Raw genomic sequence first — 18,578 nt, forward strand, 5'->3', positions numbered from 1 at the left:
TAAAATTTATATTTATAGTAATATTCCCTTTTCCCTTATTATTTTGAATACTAAAGATATTTAATATATATAATGAAATAAACAAAAATGGTATATTTAAATATATTTTGAATTAGGATAAGGGAGGATGTCTAATGGACCAATTAGAGTATAATTTAGCAATGGTAATGGAAACAGGGAGTTATTTAAAAGAGATAGAAGAACAATCATATGAAGTTTGCAGGGAAGCAATTATCAATGATAGCACTTCTATAAAATATGTAGATTGGGATGATTTAAAAGATAGTTTATCAGCCTGGGAAATAGAAGATCTTTGTTTAGAAGCAGTTGTGGACAAAGGATTAAATCTTAGATATATACCTTTTGATTTATTAAAAGATAAATTATCAAAAGAACAAATAGAAAATATAACCTTAAAAGCAATACAGGAATTCGAAGATGCATTCCAATTTGCTCCTATCCAAACTGATAGAATTTGCTCAGAAGCATTAGTACGAGATGGAAATTTAATTGCATATGTAAAACATAAAGTAACAAAGCTTTGTTTAATAGCAGTAAGGCAAAATGGATTGGCTCTTAAACATGCAGGAGGACAGACAAAGAAAATTTGTATTGAAGCAGTAAGACAAAATGGTTTAGCTTTAGAGTTTGTTCATACTCAAACAGAAGATATTTGTTTAGAAGCAGTTAGACAGAATCCATTTGCACTTCAATATGTAAAGAATCAAACAGATAGAATTTGTTTAGAAGCATTAAAAGAAAATAAACAAGTTTTTGAGTATATAAGAGATAAAGAAAAAGTTATAGGAAGGTTTTAGTAATGAAAAGAGTTGTCTAAAGTACAGATGACTCTTTTTTTATTATATCTTTTGAGTACATTTGTTTTTTAGGTTTTTTTAAAAAATAAACTTGACAAAAACTATTTTTTAGTATATTAATATAGGTTATTGTTCTGAGTAGTTGTGAATATTCTGAAAATTATTTGTTTTGTTTTTTATAAACAACGAAAGCTTGACATTAAGTGTTTATAACAGTAATATATAAAGTGTAAAGATGATTAATTTAGCAAAGAGCAGAGATTGTCCATAGTGCTATTGTAAATATTCTTTATAAAAAAATGGATTTAAAATGCCCAAATATTAAATTTAGCTATATTGATTAATCTAAGGCTATCTCTTATAGTTATGCCTATTTAACTTTTGTTTAGCAAGCTTAGTTGAGATTTTTATATATAGTGACAACTCCCTCCCCAAATTCATCTCTTTTTTCTTATTGTTTTATTTATAATATTATGTAGATATTTATTGTATGTTTATAATAAATAATATTAGGAAATCATAAATTTTAAATTTATATTTTAGAAATCAATACTTATTCTTATTTTTTATTAAAAAAATCTAATTAAAATAAATTATTAAAACTATAATAATTAAAGAGATAAATAGGTTTTATATTTAATAATTATAAAAAAGGAGAATTGAGTATGAGTACTTAAAAAATTGCTTTTAAAAATATGAATTTAAAACAAATTTTAGTAAAGACATGGTAGAACGAGTTTAGAGACTATCAGAAATGTTCTTTGGATGTATTTATCTAAACGTTGTAAAAAAAGACTATAGGAGCCTTTATATAAGTTAAAAATGAAAGGTAAGATGTTTTTATATTCTAATAATGATTAAATTTTATATAAACAATATAAAAATAAAATAGGAGATGGATATTTATGAATAATAATGAGGTAATAGAAATTACAGATAAGATAGCTAATATTAGTAGTAGCCAATTATCTATAGATAAGATAATTGAACTTTGTTTAGAGGTGGTAAAACAAGATGGTAATGAGATTCGTAATATAAAGTGGCATGAATTTAATTTTACAAAAGAACAGGCTCTAATGATATGTGTAGAGGCAGTTAAAAGTAAAAGAGAAGCAATAACATATATTAAATGGCCTGAGTTGAAATATAAATTTTCAGATAATGATATTAATTTAATTTTAGATTGCGTTGCATAGTTATTATATTAATATTTAGATATTAAAAACAATTAAAATTATAAGTTAAAGTAGAAATATAGAATACTTTGGAAGGATGAATATTGATATGTATGGGGGATTAGAAAACATTTTAAATTTATCAAGTAAAAAAATAGAAAAAGGTTAATAAAATGGATAGTGTTGTATCGAACAAAAGTATTTTTACTTTAACTAATAAATATATAAAAAAAATATATGCAAACATACAACATAACTTATCTAATATATTTAATGTTGTTTATTTAAAAGAAATGCTTTCAAATAAAAATGATATAGAAAATATAGATATAAGTATATTGTTAAATATGGAAATAGATACATTTTATGAATGTAAATTTATAGCTAATAATTTTTGTTGGATAAGTAGAAATGCTAATGGCAAAATGAGATATTTTACTAAAAGATATATTTTATATGGATTAGATATATATGATTTACTTTGTATTTTTTTTAATTGTAGACTAACCGAAATTTCAAGTATTTTAATAAAAAAAGGATTTGGAGAAAAAATAAAGAATAATTTTGGAATACAAAAGTACTCTGAAAATATAAAGATTATAGAAGAATTGTTAATTAAAGATAAATATTTAAAAGACATGTTAGAAGAAAAAATTGATATATATATAGCTTTAAATAATTATGGGAAAAAAGTTAGTGCAGAGTCTATTATTTTTAATAATAAAGAATTATTTTTTGTATCGCTTAGACATCTAAAAAATGAATATAGTTTAAATTATTCAATAAGTACAATTTCAAAAACTATAAACTTATACAATTTGTTTGGGTTAGTCAAAAGAATAGAATCAGATAGAATAAGAGATGAATTAGACATAAAGAGCAATGTCTGTTTATACTTTATTCCAAGTATAAATATCTCTATTAAAGAATTAAAATCAAATGATTTATATACAAAGAAAGAATTGATAAAGGATTGCAATTTAAATAGAACTGGAATAAATAAAATTTTGAATGATGAATATAATTTAGAACAAGACTTATATTTTTTTAAAAATAAGAAGAAAAATACTCATATAGTTGAGATAGAACGATTATTCTATTTTTATCTAAAGGAATACAATATAGTAGCAAAAGAATGGATTATGGGATCTGACAAAGTTAGTACAAGTATATCTACTTTTAATAAAAAATGGAAACAATTATCTGAAGACAATTCATTTATTGGGAAAAGTATAAAACCTAATAAGGTCTTAAAGAAAAAATATTCATTAAAAACGAATCAAGATGTGTTTGTATTATTTAATAAGTAATAGCTAATAAAAAGACATATAAGGTTTTTTTATTAGCTATTACTATATTGATTTTTTTATAAAATAGATAATATGTCATTAAAATCACTGTTATCATTATCAGAAAAAAGAGAAGAAAGTCTTCTAAAGTCTAAAAAATTATATCCATTTAAGAAAGAACTTAAATTAGAAGTAATTCTATCTAATGTATTTTTCTTATGTATAAGGCTATTTAATTCTGTTTCTACTTTATTTATTTGATTTTGTATATCTTCTTTATGTATTCTGCTTCTCTTATGTTTAAGCTTTAATACAGATAAGTTTTCTTTTAACTCTAATAAGGAATTTTCTATATACGAGTATTCATATTTATAATACTTTTCAGGGATATTTATAGTAAAAATTCTTTCATCATTATATTCTATATTTATTTCAAATTCTCCTGTTTTATATTTTATATTGGTTAATACAATCAAGTTCTCAATTTCCTCTAAATTATTTTTAATTAATAATACTATCCCATCTATATTTTTAAAATATAATTCCTTATACAATTCCTCTTTATTTACTGAACCTATCGTACATAATAAATTTATATCATGTATAGTATTTTTATTAAAGCTAAGAAGGAAATTATCTGGGGAAGAAAATATTTCTTGAAGGTCATCCATTTTATAAGTAATTGTATTCATTACATCATCTTTTAAATTTTCGAATAAAGGCAAATTTTTTATCTCCTTCCTATAGGTTTATTCAAACAATAACTTAATTCAATTATATAATAAAAAAATAATTTATAAAACACAAATAGAATATCTATATTAAATATACTAAAAAAATCAGAAAGGATATAAAAATGGAAGATAATATAAAACAAGTAATAATTATAAGAAAAGATTTGAAAATGCCAAAAGGTAAAATGGTTGCTCAAGGGAGCCATGCTTCTTTGGGAGCTATTTTAGAAATAATGAGAAGAAAAGAACTTAATAAAAATAACTATGAATTAATATTAGATGTTGAAAGGCATTCTGATTTAGATGTTTGGATTAATGGGATATTTAAAAAAGTTTGCCTATATGTAAATTCTGAGTCAGAGTTGACAAATGTATATAATAAAGCTATGGAGATGAAGCTTCCTACTTATATGACTGTTGATTTGGGATTAACTGTATTTAATGGAGTTAAACAAAAAACAGCAGTAGCTATAGGTCCAGCTAAAGGGGATAAAATAGATAAAATAACAGGAGATTTAAAATTATTATAAAATAATATGAAAGTTTGGTGATGTTTAATGTTAGAGAAATTAATATTTAGTGACAATAATAATTTTTATACTGAATCATTAGATAAAATTTTAAATTTAGATAAATTTTATATGCTGAGTTTTATTGAGACAAAAGGTTCACCAGTAATAATACCAATTACTTTAACAGATTATATTAGTATAATACTATTTGAAGAAGAGACCTTAGCAAATAAGTATTTATTGGATAATAAAATTGATAAAATTATGTTCGTTAGTGAAATAAAATTAAACTCATTATTATTATTGTTAAATAATTTATTTTATAGGGGGTTATCTGGAATAATTTTTAATACTAAAATAGAAAAAGATTATTATTCATATTATTATTCTATCTTTGATATTTTTAATAAAACAGAAAATTTTAATAATACATTAATAAAAGAAGACAATATTAATCTTATTAGAAGCTTAAATAATGTATTATTTAAAAATGAATATATCTATTACATATATCACAATACATTATCTGTACAAGATATCTTAAATTGCATAATTAGATACAATATATATAATGATTCTAAGGGGTTAAAATTTATAAGAATTTTTTTAGAAGAAAAAGAGATAGAGGACTACTGTAAGAAAAACAAAATCATAGATAATTCCAGTAATGATTATCCAATCACAACAATACCAAAGGAGAATTTATTCAATAGTTTAGTGGTTTTAATTAATAGAGAAAAGGTTGACTACGTTAATGTCTTTAGTAAAGGGAAGATGTATACAGTAGGATTAAATGATTTTATTACACTTATTATAAACATTGGGTTTAAACAAGTTATATATGATTAAATAAAAATATACCAGTTTATATACTTAAATAAGTATAAACTGGTATATTTTTTTAGCTCTAACATATATTAACTTCTCCTTATATACATAAACATCCATTTTAACCTGGATGGGGCAACATAATAATTTATTCCTTTTTTAAATATCTATATAAACACTCTTCATGAGTGGTAAGCAAATTAAAATTACATAAAATGTATCCTGATTTTTACTTTATACATAATATTATAGATATGTAACTATAATTTTATTACTATAGAGTGGTGATTTTTTTGAAATTTTGATTATGTCTTAATTGTGTATTAAAAAATTAATATATAATATTAAAAAAATTATGAGTAAAAAACTAATTAAAAAAAACTAATTAAAAAAATTTATCTGATTCGATTTTATATCTTTTATTATTTTTGGAATAACATTTTCATTTAAAATTATCCCTGATGTCTCTGCATAAACATAATAAACATCTCTATTAAATCTTTTTTTATATTTTTGGTTCTTTTCTTCATTTAATTCTATCGTTTTATTTAAGTAAGAGTTATTAGCAGAATAACTCTTGGGCTTTATCTGAATCCCACAAACAATAGAACCTTTAAAGTATATTTCATAATCTACTGCGAATAAGACATCAAAATCGCTTGGTGTGTCGATTAAAGAAACTTCATAACCTAAATTGGTTATCTTTTTTGATAAAGCATCTTTAGTATTAGATTCTCTCCAGATTATGCCATTCCAAGTCTCTCCAATTATACGAAAATAAGCTGTCAACATACATTCTTCTTTAGTTAATTTTAAAGGATTACCAGTTTCTAAAAGATGTTTATATAGGTAGCAACCTATTTTAGCAATTTCTTTTTTTGTTCTTCCATAATTAAGATTTATATTTTTATCATATGGATTTAATTTTAACAACTCTTTTCTTTTTTCTCCACTTTCAAAATAAAAATCGGCCCAATCAAGTTTATCTGAAAATTTTTTTTCTTTAACAAGTTTACTTGTATATCCAATTTTCACAGGAGAATTAAAGTGCATTTTATTCCAAATTTCATTGGTACTGTTAAATTTTTTTTTATCTATTGGGTTTTCAAATAAATCTAACATTTTGAATGCTATGTATCCTTTACTATTATTTAATTATTCATTTTAAATTTTAAAAAAGTTTGTAGTTCTATTAATCTTATATTATTAATTATAGTTAAAAAATTTTATATAGTCAACAGAAATGGTGAAATAATATAAAGAAAATTAAAAATAAACTACTCTATAAATCTTGTAGCAGAAGAAACTTTGTTCCAATCAATTTGAGATATTTTTATTACATCTCCAGTTCGAGGAGCATGGAGATATTCTCCATTCCCAATATAAAAGCCTACATGATGAGCTGGATATCCAAAAAATATAAGATCTCCTGGTAATAGTTCATCAATTTTAACTTGATTTCCATCTAATTGTTGGTCTCTTGCAACTCTGGGTATATTTATTCCAATGCTTCTATAAACATATTGTGTTAATCCAGAGCAATCAAATCCAGAAGGTGTTGTCCCTCCCCAAACATAAGATAGACCTAAAAATTTTTTTGCATTGTTTATTAGTAATTCTGCTTTTTCAGATGGAGTTGCATTAGGGTCAGGAAGTTTAAAATCTAAATCTTTAAATTCCATTGGATCCACTTGATTTCTTTTATTTATTTTTTCCTCTTGAATTAAATTATTTAAAGCAAGCTCAGCTTCTTTTTTAGAATTATTTAAAGAATTTTGTTCTTTTTTTAAATTCTTTTTATCCTTATTTAAATTCTCTGATTTATTCTTTAATGAATCTTGTAATTCATTTAGTTGTTCCTCTTTTACATTTAAAAGTTTTAAAGTTTTGTTGTTTTGTTTTATTATAACCTTTGAAAGTTCTATGTTTTGTAGTAACTCACTTACACTGTCACTTTTCAAAATAAGTTCTAATACTTTAAAATCATTACCCTTTATTGACTTGCTTAATTTAGAATCATTACACATTTCAAGTTGAATTTTTTTAGTATTATATTCTTTTTTTATATCTATTATTTTATGTTGTTTATCTAAAATTTCTTTTTCTGTAATAGATATTTTTTCTTCTAAATCTTTAATTCTTATTATATTATCGGTTATATTACTGTTTAATATCTGGACTTTCTCTTCCAAATCTTCTTTTGGAGAAGCATACGCTACTCCTGGCAATAGATTAGCCCCAATTATTATTAGCGATATTATACTAATTATTTTCTTTTTTATTTTCATTTAATTTCCTCCAAATACAAAGTTAATATTTATTATATTTAATCAGAATAGAAATAAAATATAATAAATATATGAATAATAGCAACTATTAAAATATTAATATTATTACTTATACTAAAAAAGAATAAATTTAATAACTTAATAATAAAATGTATTAAAAACGAGAGGAGGTAAATATTTAATTGAATTGCTAAAACCATATTCAATTGATTATTAGATAAATGGAATTATTAGAACTAATAAAATATAATTACAGTAAGAAAAATAGTAGTATTTCTATAATATTAAAAGAAATACTAAATGAAGAAAGTGATATTGTTATTAAAGAAAAGTTAAGTAGGCTTTTTTATATGGCAGAAGGCTATACAGAATATAAGGTAAAAGACCTGGCAATAAATTTAAATGTATCTAAAACAGCTACAAAGTATATGTTAAAAAATTTATTGGAAGAGAATAAGATAGAATTACTCAAGATAAATAATACTACATTTATAATCCCAATTATAGATAACATATTTTAATTGTAATATTAAATAAGATATAAGTAAAAAACTTATATCTTATTTAATAAATATGTATTTATAGAGCTATTGTATAACAGATAATCTTTTAAGGCTTCACTTTCATCTTCTTTATAGGAGTTAAATATCCTATAAAAATCACTTATGTCTTTTAGATTAAATTTTTTTATAAGATTATATAGTGTATTAAAATTTGCATTATTATAATACATATTATTACTATATATTAAATAATTCAAACACTCTGTAGGTTCATTTTTAGATAAATACTCAAAGTATTCAAAAGATATCCCCTCTCTTATCTCTATATAAATACCTTCTAATTCAGTATAAGAGTACAATGTGTATTTATAATCATTTCTTTCTTTCGTTATTACCATAATCTTATAATTTTTTAAAATTTCAATTAGAAATTTTTTTAGAATAGAGTTTTTTAAAATTTCATTAAGCTCTTTTAACATAAAATCATCACCTTTTTATAAATTTTTAAAATAAAAAACTTTTACTATTATTAGATAATATAGTTCCTATAATTTTTTTTTATTCAACTTATATGCTGTTTTATAGTGCATATATAAAGAATAAAATTGCGATTTATAATTTATAAGATATAACAAAATTATAAAGTTATGGGGGTGAGAGTTTGCTATTTTATAGATAAAATAGCAATAAATAAATGTATGTAGATACAAGTAAATTAGATAATATATTTAAAGGCCTTTTAGTAGAAATAGTGGCCAAAGAAGACAAAGAGTCGCAGAAGCTAACAAGGGGGTATGTAGATACCATCATTTCAAAAAAAGATAAAAAAGGAGGAATAATTGTTGAGTTAACAAATGGGAAAAAAGGAGCTGTTAAAGATATAGTCAATAAAAATCAGTTGAAAAAAGAAAATTTCAAATTTTACAATTTATTTATAAATGAATCTAAAATCTATTCTATTTGGGATAAGTCAAATAAAAAATTTCTTGTTGTTAGACATTTAAATAAGATATCTGGCAACTATGAAAATTTAGCATATTTATTTGATGATCTTGAAATGGCAAAAAAAGAACTAAATAAGATAAGTGATAAGAATTATGTATTAAAGCCAATTAGCAGAAAGAAATTTATAACAGATAATTTTAAAGAGAGTAATGTAAAAGCTTTTTCTATCAATAAGAAAAGAAAAATAACAAAAGAAAAATTGTTGGAACTTGAAATATATCTAAAAAGATAAAATACGTTGAATATAAACAATATAAATGTTATAATTTTTATTAAATAGTAAGTTATAAATAGGATTTATAATTATAAAGATATAATTATGTAAAAAATGATAGGAGCATATTTACGAAATGACTATATAAAGTAAGGATGTGTTTGTAATAGGTATATTAATAGAACTAATAGTCGATAAATTTGAGGACATTGTGGAACAGTTATTTCTATTATTTGGGATAATGATAGAAGTTATAATCCTTTTGATTGTATTAATGTTTTCAACAAACTTAGCTTTACTTATTTTTTTTATTGTAGTTTTATCAAGGTTTATTCAATTTATTTTTTTGACTTTGAATTGTGTAAAATTAGAAAAAGCTATTAATAAAGAGATTATTGAAGTTACTGAAGAATATAAAACAGTTTTAATAGGAATAACATTAGATAAGTTAGATATTTGTTTTAAGTGGAAGTATTTAGTACCAATACTTGGATTATTTTGTATAAATACTGATTATAAAAAAGAAATAAATAATCTAAATAACTATAGAGAAAAAATCTTGTTTGAATTTATTGATTTCTTATGTATAAAAAAATTTATTATTAATAATTTAGATGGGTCGAGTTTAAATTATAAAACTCGTACTTATGTTGAGGATATAGAGGTCAACTGTAAAAATAAGTATTATATAGTTATAATTGAAACGTTCTTGAATTTAAAGGAGTTAGTAGATAAAAACAATAAAATAATATCAGGAAATTATAGTCTTAATGAAAAAGAAAAAGTTATAAATGCTAAGAATGAAGCAATCTTAGCATTTGTAAAATTGCTTCATGATTTAAATTATAGGGCACAAAATGAAAAGAGTTTTTCTATGGAAGAAGAAAATAATTTAAATGAACTAAAAAAATGTGGAGATTTATTAAAGCGAATAAATAAAGATGTAATAGAAGAAAAAGCAGTTTTTATGAAATAGTTTGATTAGGAGATAATTAAAAGGAGGATAAAAAATGGAAAGTTTAGTTTTAAATGAAGTGTCAGTTAATGAGTATGCAGTGAAGTTTACAGAAGAATATAAACTAAATCTACGAAATGATAAAGATGTGAAATGTATAATGACTAAAATAGACATAAGTGAGATTGAGAATATTTTAGCATTTGGAGATAAATCTGCGAATTCGATTTCAAGGTTGTCTGATGAAATTTTAAGCACAACTCAAAAAATCCAAAAAGAAAAAGATATAGGAGCTATATTAAATAAATTAAATAAAACATTTAAAGGTTTTGACTTACAAGACTTGCAAAAAGAGGAAAAGGGATTTCTTAAGAAGATGTTTAATAAAGCCCAAAGCTCTTTTGATAATATAGTGGATAGATGTACAACAATTGGAAATGAAGTTGATAAAATTTACTTAGATTTAAAAAAACATGAAGTTGATATAAAAGAGCAAATAAAGAATTTAACTAACTTGTATGAATCTAATATTATATACTACCGAGATTTAGAAAAATATATAGTAGCTGGCGAAATGGCTTTAGAAAAATTAGATAATGAATTAATTCCAAGTTTAGAAGAAAAAGCATTAAACTCAGGAGAAAATATATCTTTACAAAAGATTAATATTTTAAAAAATAATAGAGATATGTTAGAGCAAAGGGTCTATGATTTAAAAATAGCTGAAAATATATCTCTACAGAACATTCCGATGATCCAGCAAATGCAAAAAGGTAATTTTGACCTTATGAGAGCAATAAAATCTTCTTTTATAATTACCTTACCTATATTCAAACAATGTTTAATAAATGCGATAGTATTGAAAAAACAAGAAAAAATGTATAAAGATATTGAAAGCGTTAGAAATATGACTAATGATTTTCTAATACAAAATGCTGAACATTTATCTAAACAAGCTCCTGGAATATCAAAGTTAGCAGGTAATAGTCAAATTAGTTTAGATTCATTAGAGACTTCTTATAAAAAAATTATGGAAGGGATAGACGAATGTAGAAGAATTGAAATAGAGAATAAGTCAAATTTTAAAGGAAATGCAAGTAGATTAGAAGAATTAAAAATGGGAATTTTAACTCAAGGAGCTTCAGGTCCTAAAATAGCTTCTAATAAAGGTGATTTTGGAGTTGAAAAATTTAATATATAGATAAAATAGCAATTGGTTGTTACATTTAATAATCAATTGCTATTTTATTGTTTTTATATGAATTATTAATATATTCATTATCTATAATATATAAAAAATTAGTATTAATATATTAAATAATGATATAAGGGGGTAAGAATATGATTGTTTTAGCTAAGAATAAAGAAGAATGTATATTTGAAAGTATAGTTGATGGGACAGGCTTAAGATTAGTTATATTTCTTGCAGGATGCCAGCATAGATGTAGAGGTTGCCATAATCCAGAAACTTGGGATATAAACAGTGGTGTTATGTACTCAAATGAGGAGATTGTTAACTTCATAGTAGAAAAATATAAAAAATGTAATGGCTATTATAAAGGTATAACATTTAGTGGAGGAGATCCCCTTTTACAAAAAGAAGAATTAGAGTACATTATTAAAGACATTAGAAAAAAATTAAAAGAATATAATTTTGATATATGGTTATATACTGGATATAACTATGAAGAAGTGATATCTTTTAAAGTTATTAAGTTAATTGATGTTTTAGTTGATGGTAAGTTTGACTTAGATAAAAAATCTATTAATTATAAGTTTAGAGGTTCGTATAATCAAAGGTTAATTTATTTAAAAAATGGAAAAATAGAAAAAATATTATAAAAAAATACAAATTACGTTGACTATAAACAATAAAAAAGGTATTATATATAATATAAAATGAAAAGGAAGGTATTATTATGCATAAAATAATTTGTGAAGGAAGTGCTTCTTTAGAAAAAATGATGAAAGATATTGTTGAGGTGGTTGTCCAAGCTATAGAGACTAAGACTAATGATGATAAAAATGAAGAAGATAGTAGTAAGAAAAATAGATTAAATGTGTTTTGGAGTGAGAAAATGAAGAAAGGAGAAATTTATGTTGATGAAATAACTGAACTTTCAGTTATGTTTAATATACCTCTCAATGATATTTATAGGACAATTAAGATATTAGGAATAATTGTAAAACAAGATAATAAACAATGTGTCGAAGATCCAGAGTTAGAATTTTATTTAGCAAATAGAATTGCTCTAATGCATATGAACAAATTAAATAAAGAAAATTTGAAATTAGCTAAGATTAATTTAATAGTAGAAACTACAGAAATTTATAAAAATATGTTTCCTGAAAGAAAAGATGTTACTGTAGTGCCAAAAATAGAAAAGAAAAAAGTAGTGTTATATGTATATAATAAGAATATAGAATTATTTCTAAAAGAAAATGATATAAATAAATTACAATTAATTTAATATAAAAAATAGAAAGAAAAAAGATACTTGTAAAATTTAAAAATTTTACAAGTATTTTTTTTGACATTGTTATGGTATAATAATTAGTAAATAAGATAAAAATGTATATATTGATTAACTTTGGATACTTAGTAAATTTAAATTTAATTAATGCATATATTTAAATGAATAAGTCGCTAAATAGGAATTTAAGTAATAGTAATTTTTTTGAAAACTATGAATATAAATTTTAAGAGCGAATTTAAAAAATTAGTGAACGGTTTATTATAAAGGAGGAAAATTTTATGTTTGTACCAAGTGGATATGTAGAATATACAAAAAATATAATAAATAATTTTATAAATGAAAATGGTTATGTGCCAAGTTTTAGTGATTTAAATAATTCTGATGTAAAACAGTTACATCAAATTTATGGAAGTTGGAATAAAGTTTTAGAAAATCTTGGCTTTATAAATAAAACAAATAACGCAGAAGATGTGTTAAAAGAAGTTGAAGAATTAAGAGATAGATTAGGTAAAATACCTAACAGAGAAGAACTTAAAGAAAATAATATAAATATAAAACCTTTACTAAAAAAGTATGGTAAATGGAGTACTGTAAAGAGTAAGTTAAAAACAGATGTAGTAATAGAAAATCCTTTACTTGAAAAAAATAAGGATAAAAATGCGATACTTTTGGAAAAAGTATCGAATATAAAAGAGATAGAGGAAATAATAGAAAAAATATTAGATTTAACAAATAACAAGAAATGTATTCCAACACACAAACAACTATTGAAAAATGGAATAAAAATAAATAAATTAATGAGAGTAATGGGTAGTTGGGAAAAAATAAAAAAAGAATTGAATTTAGAGTCAATTGTTTCTAAATTTGATGAAGATAAGATAAAAAATATAAAAAAAGAAATATTAGACATTAAAAATGAAAATAAGTACAAAAGGGCACCATCTGAGCTTCTTCTGAAAAAAAGAGGAGTAGATGTTAATCTATTGAAAAAGACTTATGGAAGCCTTAAAGAAGCATATAAAAAACTAAAAATAGAAGAATATGATATAGAAGTATTTAATAATGAGATAATAAAATTAACAAAAAATAAAATTAAAGTGCCAAGTATGACTCGTCTTGTTTTTTATAAGATTCCAATTAAAATTTTATTTTCTTATTATGGAAGTTATGAAAATATGATAGATAGCCTTAACTTGAAAGCTATTGTAGAGAAAGCTAAAACTATTAAAGAGGAAAAAGAAAAAATATTTAGAGATAAAACTATGAAAGAAATAATGGAAGTTTACCAGATACTTGATAAAACTCCAATTATACGAGAGCTTAAGGAATATGGAATAAAAACAGCAACATTTTTTAGGAAATTTGGTAATTGGGGAGAAATAAAAGCAAAACTTAAATTGCCAAAACGAAGCAAGTACACAAATACAGAAATAAAAGAAAGTAAGAGAATAATTTTAGAAATGACACAATCTTTGGGTAAAATTCCAACTATTCAAGATCTTAAAGACAATGGAGTTCGCATAAATTATTTAATTAATAGATATGGATCTTATTCAAAGTTATTATTAGAATTAGGATTAATTACAGAGCCTTTAAAAAATAAATATACAGATGCAGAGCTGGAAGAAAGTAAGAGGATAATTTTAGAAATGGCACAAGCTCTGGGTAAAAAACCAACTATCCGAAGTCTTAAAGATAGTGGAGTTCATATCAATTATTTAATTAAGAAATATGGCTCTTATTCAAAACTATTATTAGAATTAGGATTAATTACAGAACCTTTAAAAAAAGATAAGGTAGAAATTAGCATAATATAATCTTAAAATAAGAAAATATCTAAATTAAAGATGTTTAAATTGGAGTAAAACAAAATGAAAAATAATTTACTTGAAGCGTTAAAAGAAAAAAAGGTTCTTAAAAAAAGTATAGGTGGAGGACTGAAAGTAGAAGATATCTTTTCTATGCCTTCTTATAAACGTCCATTAAGACAAGTTAAAGATGATTTAGTTATATATTATATATCTAATAATAATGTGAAGAAAAAATACGTTGTTTTTGGTGGCGAAAAATATAAAGTAATAAAACAGATAAAGGATAATAACGCTGTTGAGTTTTATATCCCTTTGTTTGTTCTTAAAAATTATTTTAATGACTTAGACGAATTTGATTATATCTATGACTCATTGGCTGAGATAGGGCTGTTTTAATTATTATGGTCGGGAGGAATAGTCCTATTCTTTAACTTATGTTTAGATATAATTAAAATATATTAACTATTGGAAAGGAATGATATTATGAAAGATGTAGAATTAGAATTAAAAATTTCAATACCATTAAAACAAGTTGCTATTTTTTTGGCTACTGTATCTATGGTATTGTTATGTTTTTCTGCTCTAAGAAATTTCGATAATATAAAATCAATACCAGTAAGTGCATTAGGTATAACAACTGGATTTATAATATTTCAACTTGGATTAAGTTTTTTTGAAAATAGAAAAAAATCTAAGAGTGAATAAAATTCTATGTTTGTAGATAAAAGGAGTTTTATCAGAAAAATCAATTTTAAGAAAACTCCTTTTTTTAAAAATTAAATATCTCATATTAAAAACAAAGTCAATTCTCTACAGTAGTATTAATGTGCCAAAAGTCTATAAGCACTATCCAACTTATCTTAAAATAATATTATTCTCAAATTAAATTAAAAATTTTATCATTTTTATTGCTTATAAACAACAAAAATGATAAAATTTTATATAAAGAATGAATAAAAAAGCTTATACTATAATATAATTTATATGTTATTATAACTAATAGTTAAGTAATTATAAGCTTATTTTAAACACATAACTGGAGGAATGATAAAATGGATACATATAACATAGAAAAGATAGACAAGCTTTACAATATGGTAACAACTTTAAAAAACAAAAATAGTTGCGAATCTAATGTTAATATGGATGAATTTTATAAGTCTTTTAATAAATTGAAAATATATATAAAAAAAGAGTTATCAAAAGAGAGTTTAAAAGACTTAAGTGATAATAATTATAAAAAACTATTAGAGAGAGTATTCTCTTTTATAAAAGATGAACAAATTGAGATATCTTATAAAAGTATTTTTTTAAAAATATACTTTATGAGTGAATGTATATCACAAGAAATTTGTTTTTTATGTGAAACAGATAATTAAAATAATTATTATAAACCTTCTTGTTTTGTTTTTTTAGAAAAACATAATAAAGTAAAGATAAAATAGGTTCCAAGAAGTTAGAGTAAGAATGATAGAATCATCACTGCGGGATCCTTGAGGGCAAATTTTTTAGGTTTTTTAGGCCCTAAACCTAAAAGAACAACTGAATTTAGCTGGTTAATTAATAAATACCAAGCTATCTAATAATGTTTTAATATATATGTACACAAAAAAAGATTATATAATATAATCTTTTTTTTGTGTACATATATATCGAAAAATGTTTTATAAATACAATAAATACAATAAAAAATATTATGTGATAATTTATAACATTTAAAAAATGCGAAAATAAATAAAAAATAAAATAATATATATTTATTTATTTAAAAACATAAAACAATCTAATAAAAACAATCCTTTTAGATTATAAAAATATTAACATAAAACTATACTAAATAGTTAAAAAGTTTATATAAAAAATAATCTATTAGAAGGAGAGAGTGTATGAACCAGTATGAAATAGATTTAAAAATAGCAATGAAAAATGGCATATATTTAAAGTGTATAAAGAACCAAGATTATAGGGTATGTATTGAAGCATTAAAAGAGAATGGGAGGGCTTTAGAATATGTAAGATGGGATAGCATGACGCTATTAGAAGAAGAGATTAAACAAATCTGTTTAACTGCTGTAAGGAAAAATGGAGATAGTATAAAGTATATAAATTGGAATAAGCTTAATTTAAAAACAGAAGATATTATGGAGATATGTATAGAGGCAGTAAAGAGAAACCGTTGGGCATTTAAGAATATACATTGGGCTCAAATAGTAAAAAATCTTTCAGAGAAGCAAATCTATCTTATTTGCCTTGAGGCAATAACAAGCTTTGGAGAAGTTTTAAAATATATGAACTGGGATTTGTTAAACCTTACAGATAAGCAAGTTTATAATTTGTGCTTAGAAGCAGTTGGACAAGAAGCATGGAATATAGCTTATATAAATAATAATTTATCTCCATATAAAAAAAATAAATTATATCTTATTGCTATAAAGCAAAATTTAGACGTTATTATTTTTATTGAGAAATATACAGAAGAAATACTTTTAGAATTATCTAAAATGTATGCAATAAAGGATAGAGATATATTAAAAAGAACAATAAAGGAAAGAGCTATAGAGACTATTAAAAATAATCCAAGCTTTATTATATATATAAAAAACCAGACTTATGAGATTTGTTTAGAAGCTATAAAAATAGATGGTTTTTGTATTGAACTAATAAAAAACAGAGATATGTTTAAATATAATATCTTAAAAGAAACTATTAGAAGTAGAAAAGTAATAGCGATTTATATAGATGGGAGATGGTTATTTACTATAGGATGCCAAAATAATATTACTAAAGAAGAATTTATTTATAGAATTTATAATACAGATGGAGGTTTTGATTTAGAGAAAGGTGTTAATGTCCATAGGAAAATATATCTTGATTTCTTAGAACAATTTTTATAATGGGAGGATTATTATGAGTGAAGTTTTTAATTATAAAGAGGAGTTAATTTTTATAACAAATGATGGAAATAATATAAATATAAAGAATGCATATTTTATATTTGATCCACATGATGAAGAGTATTATATAATAAGTTATAAAAAAAATAGAGGTAATTACGAATCTATTTGGTTTCAAGATAGGTACAAAGAATTAAGGAAGGACCTCTATAATAAAACTTATTTTAAAAGAGCTAATTTAAATATGGTTATGGAAAAGTGTAATAAAGAAATTAGTAGTATTGGAGAAAAGTACAAAAATGAAATAATAGGGTTAGAAGAGGATATATTATTTAGAAAAGGAAAAATTATTTTAATAGAAAAGGAAATAAATAATATTAAAAACAAGGAATTAACACCAAATAGAATTAAATCTATTAGAGAAAAAAGTAAAGGCTTAAGACGTTTATACAAGAGGGTAGAAAATAAAAATAATGAGATAGAGAAGCTTAAAATAAGATTAAGTTCTCTTAGAAAAGATACCTTTTTTAAATTAAAGAATGTCTTAAAACAATAAACTACTTAAAAGCTCAGCATATGCTGAGCTTTTTTATTTTAATTATTTTTAATTATGCAGTATCTCTTATCTATTCTAATCCCATTTACACAAGTGTCTAAAGCGACAACTCTTCCGTTTAATTTATTTACAATAGATTTATTTTTTTTGTAACTTTTTCTTCCTTCAGATTTTAAATACCTTTTCTTTGTAAATACCCCTTCTGTAACATTATTTGGTTTAGGGAGTAAACTAAGGGCTTGTTTTATTTCTTCTAAGCTTTTAGGTCCAATACCATTTATTGCTAAAAGATCATTAGATGTCATCGTTTTTAACTTTTCAATGGAGTTTATATTAGCTTTTATTAGATAATTTACTATTTTTTTAGATAATTTAAGTTGATTCATATTTTTCTCCTTTTATATTTTTTATAATCATATATAAAATATAAAAAAATATAATTAAAGTTTGAACTACTAAAAAAATTTTCTATAAAACATATAAATTGTTATTAAAACTCTATATATACATATAATGGTA

22 protein-coding genes are annotated in these 18,578 nt (G+C 22.6%); 17 read left to right on the forward strand and 5 right to left on the reverse strand.

All coding sequences use genetic code 11. The features are described from left to right. The first annotated feature begins 134 nt into the window (after positions 1 to 134). The 3 genes from IC758_RS20070 (at position 135) to IC758_RS20080 (ending at position 3,303) form a co-directional block, all read left to right on the forward strand. The gene (locus IC758_RS20070) at positions 135 to 818 is read left to right on the forward strand and encodes a DUF4116 domain-containing protein (protein ID WP_227825146.1); all 684 of its coding nucleotides are present in this window, start codon (positions 135 to 137) and stop codon (positions 816 to 818) included. Positions 819 to 1,723: 905 nt separating this feature from the next. Continuing rightward, entirely contained in the window at positions 1,724 to 2,014 is a 291-nt protein-coding gene (locus tag IC758_RS20075) for a hypothetical protein (protein ID WP_095903682.1), read from the forward strand. A 152-nt stretch (positions 2,015 to 2,166) separates the two neighbouring features. Beyond that, complete coding sequence (locus IC758_RS20080; RefSeq protein WP_227825147.1) at positions 2,167 to 3,303, forward strand: hypothetical protein; 1,137 nt, start codon at positions 2,167 to 2,169, stop codon at positions 3,301 to 3,303. Between the two features lie 56 nt (positions 3,304 to 3,359). On the opposite strand, the gene IC758_RS20085 is transcribed toward IC758_RS20080, so the two are convergent. After that, positions 3,360 to 4,007, reverse strand: a complete 648-nt coding sequence (locus IC758_RS20085; RefSeq protein ID WP_227825148.1) for a hypothetical protein — start codon at positions 4,005 to 4,007, stop codon at positions 3,360 to 3,362. Between the two features lie 131 nt (positions 4,008 to 4,138). Here IC758_RS20085 and pth2 point away from each other — a divergent pair, with 131 nt between their 5' ends. After that, the gene (gene pth2 / locus IC758_RS20090; protein ID WP_227825149.1) at positions 4,139 to 4,546 is read left to right on the forward strand and encodes an aminoacyl-tRNA hydrolase; all 408 of its coding nucleotides are present in this window, start codon (positions 4,139 to 4,141) and stop codon (positions 4,544 to 4,546) included. Between the two features lie 27 nt (positions 4,547 to 4,573). Continuing rightward, positions 4,574 to 5,377: a hypothetical protein gene (locus IC758_RS20095; protein WP_227825150.1), complete on the forward strand. Its 804-nt coding sequence runs from the start codon at positions 4,574 to 4,576 to the stop codon at positions 5,375 to 5,377. Positions 5,378 to 5,737: 360 nt separating this feature from the next. Here the strand turns inward: IC758_RS20095 and IC758_RS20100 are convergent, their stop codons facing one another. Together IC758_RS20100 and IC758_RS20105 are read right to left on the reverse strand one after the other, a co-directional pair. Continuing rightward, complete coding sequence (locus IC758_RS20100; RefSeq protein WP_227825151.1) at positions 5,738 to 6,478, reverse strand: MjaI family restriction endonuclease; 741 nt, start codon at positions 6,476 to 6,478, stop codon at positions 5,738 to 5,740. 155 nt (positions 6,479 to 6,633) lie between these two features. Next, positions 6,634 to 7,644 (reverse strand): NlpC/P60 family protein, encoded by a 1,011-nt coding sequence (locus IC758_RS20105; protein ID WP_227825152.1) that lies wholly within the window; start codon positions 7,642 to 7,644, stop codon positions 6,634 to 6,636. A gap of 221 nt (positions 7,645 to 7,865) precedes the next feature. Here IC758_RS20105 and IC758_RS20110 point away from each other — a divergent pair, with 221 nt between their 5' ends. After that, positions 7,866 to 8,165, forward strand: a complete 300-nt coding sequence (locus IC758_RS20110; protein WP_227825153.1) for a hypothetical protein — start codon at positions 7,866 to 7,868, stop codon at positions 8,163 to 8,165. A gap of 32 nt (positions 8,166 to 8,197) precedes the next feature. On the opposite strand, the gene IC758_RS20115 is transcribed toward IC758_RS20110, so the two are convergent. After that, positions 8,198 to 8,626, reverse strand: a complete 429-nt coding sequence (locus IC758_RS20115; RefSeq protein ID WP_227825154.1) for a hypothetical protein — start codon at positions 8,624 to 8,626, stop codon at positions 8,198 to 8,200. A 215-nt stretch (positions 8,627 to 8,841) separates the two neighbouring features. Here IC758_RS20115 and IC758_RS20120 point away from each other — a divergent pair, with 215 nt between their 5' ends. The 11 genes from IC758_RS20120 (at position 8,842) to IC758_RS20170 (ending at position 18,059) form a co-directional block, all read left to right on the forward strand. Next, entirely contained in the window at positions 8,842 to 9,384 is a 543-nt protein-coding gene (locus tag IC758_RS20120) for a DUF2196 domain-containing protein (protein WP_227825155.1), read from the forward strand. Between the two features lie 193 nt (positions 9,385 to 9,577). Next, the gene (locus tag IC758_RS20125) at positions 9,578 to 10,342 is read left to right on the forward strand and encodes a hypothetical protein (RefSeq protein WP_227825156.1); all 765 of its coding nucleotides are present in this window, start codon (positions 9,578 to 9,580) and stop codon (positions 10,340 to 10,342) included. Positions 10,343 to 10,376: 34 nt separating this feature from the next. Beyond that, positions 10,377 to 11,522, forward strand: coding sequence for a toxic anion resistance protein (locus IC758_RS20130; protein ID WP_227825157.1), 1,146 nt, complete (start codon positions 10,377 to 10,379; stop codon positions 11,520 to 11,522). Positions 11,523 to 11,662: 140 nt separating this feature from the next. Continuing rightward, on the forward strand, positions 11,663 to 12,163 hold the full coding sequence (gene nrdG / locus IC758_RS20135) for an anaerobic ribonucleoside-triphosphate reductase activating protein (RefSeq protein WP_227825158.1): 501 nt from the start codon (positions 11,663 to 11,665) through the stop codon (positions 12,161 to 12,163). A gap of 77 nt (positions 12,164 to 12,240) precedes the next feature. Beyond that, positions 12,241 to 12,792 (forward strand): hypothetical protein, encoded by a 552-nt coding sequence (locus tag IC758_RS20140; RefSeq protein WP_227825159.1) that lies wholly within the window; start codon positions 12,241 to 12,243, stop codon positions 12,790 to 12,792. 284 nt (positions 12,793 to 13,076) lie between these two features. Continuing rightward, the gene (locus IC758_RS20145; protein ID WP_227825160.1) at positions 13,077 to 14,615 is read left to right on the forward strand and encodes a hypothetical protein; all 1,539 of its coding nucleotides are present in this window, start codon (positions 13,077 to 13,079) and stop codon (positions 14,613 to 14,615) included. A 54-nt stretch (positions 14,616 to 14,669) separates the two neighbouring features. Further along, on the forward strand, positions 14,670 to 15,005 hold the full coding sequence (locus tag IC758_RS20150; RefSeq protein ID WP_227825161.1) for a hypothetical protein: 336 nt from the start codon (positions 14,670 to 14,672) through the stop codon (positions 15,003 to 15,005). 87 nt (positions 15,006 to 15,092) lie between these two features. Continuing rightward, a complete protein-coding gene (locus IC758_RS20155; RefSeq protein WP_227825162.1) occupies positions 15,093 to 15,314 on the forward strand; it encodes a hypothetical protein in 222 nt (73 codons plus the stop codon). A 347-nt stretch (positions 15,315 to 15,661) separates the two neighbouring features. Next, positions 15,662 to 15,988 carry a hypothetical protein gene (locus IC758_RS20160; RefSeq protein WP_227825163.1) on the forward strand — a complete coding sequence of 109 codons (327 nt, stop codon included), beginning with the start codon at positions 15,662 to 15,664 and terminating at the stop codon, positions 15,986 to 15,988. A gap of 507 nt (positions 15,989 to 16,495) precedes the next feature. Further along, entirely contained in the window at positions 16,496 to 17,503 is a 1,008-nt protein-coding gene (locus IC758_RS20165; RefSeq protein ID WP_227825164.1) for a hypothetical protein, read from the forward strand. A gap of 13 nt (positions 17,504 to 17,516) precedes the next feature. Continuing rightward, a complete protein-coding gene (locus IC758_RS20170; RefSeq protein WP_227825165.1) occupies positions 17,517 to 18,059 on the forward strand; it encodes a hypothetical protein in 543 nt (180 codons plus the stop codon). Positions 18,060 to 18,097: 38 nt separating this feature from the next. Here IC758_RS20170 and IC758_RS20175 read toward each other — a convergent pair whose 3' ends face one another. Beyond that, positions 18,098 to 18,445 (reverse strand): DNA-directed RNA polymerase subunit alpha C-terminal domain-containing protein, encoded by a 348-nt coding sequence (locus tag IC758_RS20175; RefSeq protein ID WP_227825166.1) that lies wholly within the window; start codon positions 18,443 to 18,445, stop codon positions 18,098 to 18,100. Positions 18,446 to 18,578: the final 133 nt, after the last annotated feature.

Source organism: Clostridioides sp. ES-W-0016-02 (assembly GCF_020641035.1).
Lineage (GTDB): Bacteria > Bacillota > Clostridia > Peptostreptococcales > Peptostreptococcaceae > Clostridioides.

Coding starts and splice junctions, on each gene's coding strand:
- IC758_RS20095 (WP_227825150.1), top strand. CDS start 4,574: ATGTTAGAGAAATTAATATTTAGTGACAATAATAATTTTTATACTGAA.
- IC758_RS20105 (WP_227825152.1), bottom strand. CDS start 7,644: ATGAAAATAAAAAAGAAAATAATTAGTATAATATCGCTAATAATAATT.
- nrdG (WP_227825158.1), top strand. CDS start 11,663: ATGATTGTTTTAGCTAAGAATAAAGAAGAATGTATATTTGAAAGTATA.
- IC758_RS20100 (WP_227825151.1), bottom strand. CDS start 6,478: ATGTTAGATTTATTTGAAAACCCAATAGATAAAAAAAAATTTAACAGT.
- pth2 (WP_227825149.1), top strand. CDS start 4,139: ATGGAAGATAATATAAAACAAGTAATAATTATAAGAAAAGATTTGAAA.
- IC758_RS20170 (WP_227825165.1), top strand. CDS start 17,517: ATGAGTGAAGTTTTTAATTATAAAGAGGAGTTAATTTTTATAACAAAT.
- IC758_RS20155 (WP_227825162.1), top strand. CDS start 15,093: ATGAAAGATGTAGAATTAGAATTAAAAATTTCAATACCATTAAAACAA.
- IC758_RS20075 (WP_095903682.1), top strand. CDS start 1,724: ATGAATAATAATGAGGTAATAGAAATTACAGATAAGATAGCTAATATT.
- IC758_RS20145 (WP_227825160.1), top strand. CDS start 13,077: ATGTTTGTACCAAGTGGATATGTAGAATATACAAAAAATATAATAAAT.
- IC758_RS20070 (WP_227825146.1), top strand. CDS start 135: ATGGACCAATTAGAGTATAATTTAGCAATGGTAATGGAAACAGGGAGT.
- IC758_RS20115 (WP_227825154.1), bottom strand. CDS start 8,626: ATGTTAAAAGAGCTTAATGAAATTTTAAAAAACTCTATTCTAAAAAAA.
- IC758_RS20110 (WP_227825153.1), top strand. CDS start 7,866: ATGGAATTATTAGAACTAATAAAATATAATTACAGTAAGAAAAATAGT.
- IC758_RS20175 (WP_227825166.1), bottom strand. CDS start 18,445: ATGAATCAACTTAAATTATCTAAAAAAATAGTAAATTATCTAATAAAA.
- IC758_RS20080 (WP_227825147.1), top strand. CDS start 2,167: ATGGATAGTGTTGTATCGAACAAAAGTATTTTTACTTTAACTAATAAA.
- IC758_RS20165 (WP_227825164.1), top strand. CDS start 16,496: ATGAACCAGTATGAAATAGATTTAAAAATAGCAATGAAAAATGGCATA.
- IC758_RS20140 (WP_227825159.1), top strand. CDS start 12,241: ATGCATAAAATAATTTGTGAAGGAAGTGCTTCTTTAGAAAAAATGATG.
- IC758_RS20120 (WP_227825155.1), top strand. CDS start 8,842: ATGTATGTAGATACAAGTAAATTAGATAATATATTTAAAGGCCTTTTA.
- IC758_RS20150 (WP_227825161.1), top strand. CDS start 14,670: ATGAAAAATAATTTACTTGAAGCGTTAAAAGAAAAAAAGGTTCTTAAA.
- IC758_RS20130 (WP_227825157.1), top strand. CDS start 10,377: ATGGAAAGTTTAGTTTTAAATGAAGTGTCAGTTAATGAGTATGCAGTG.
- IC758_RS20160 (WP_227825163.1), top strand. CDS start 15,662: ATGGATACATATAACATAGAAAAGATAGACAAGCTTTACAATATGGTA.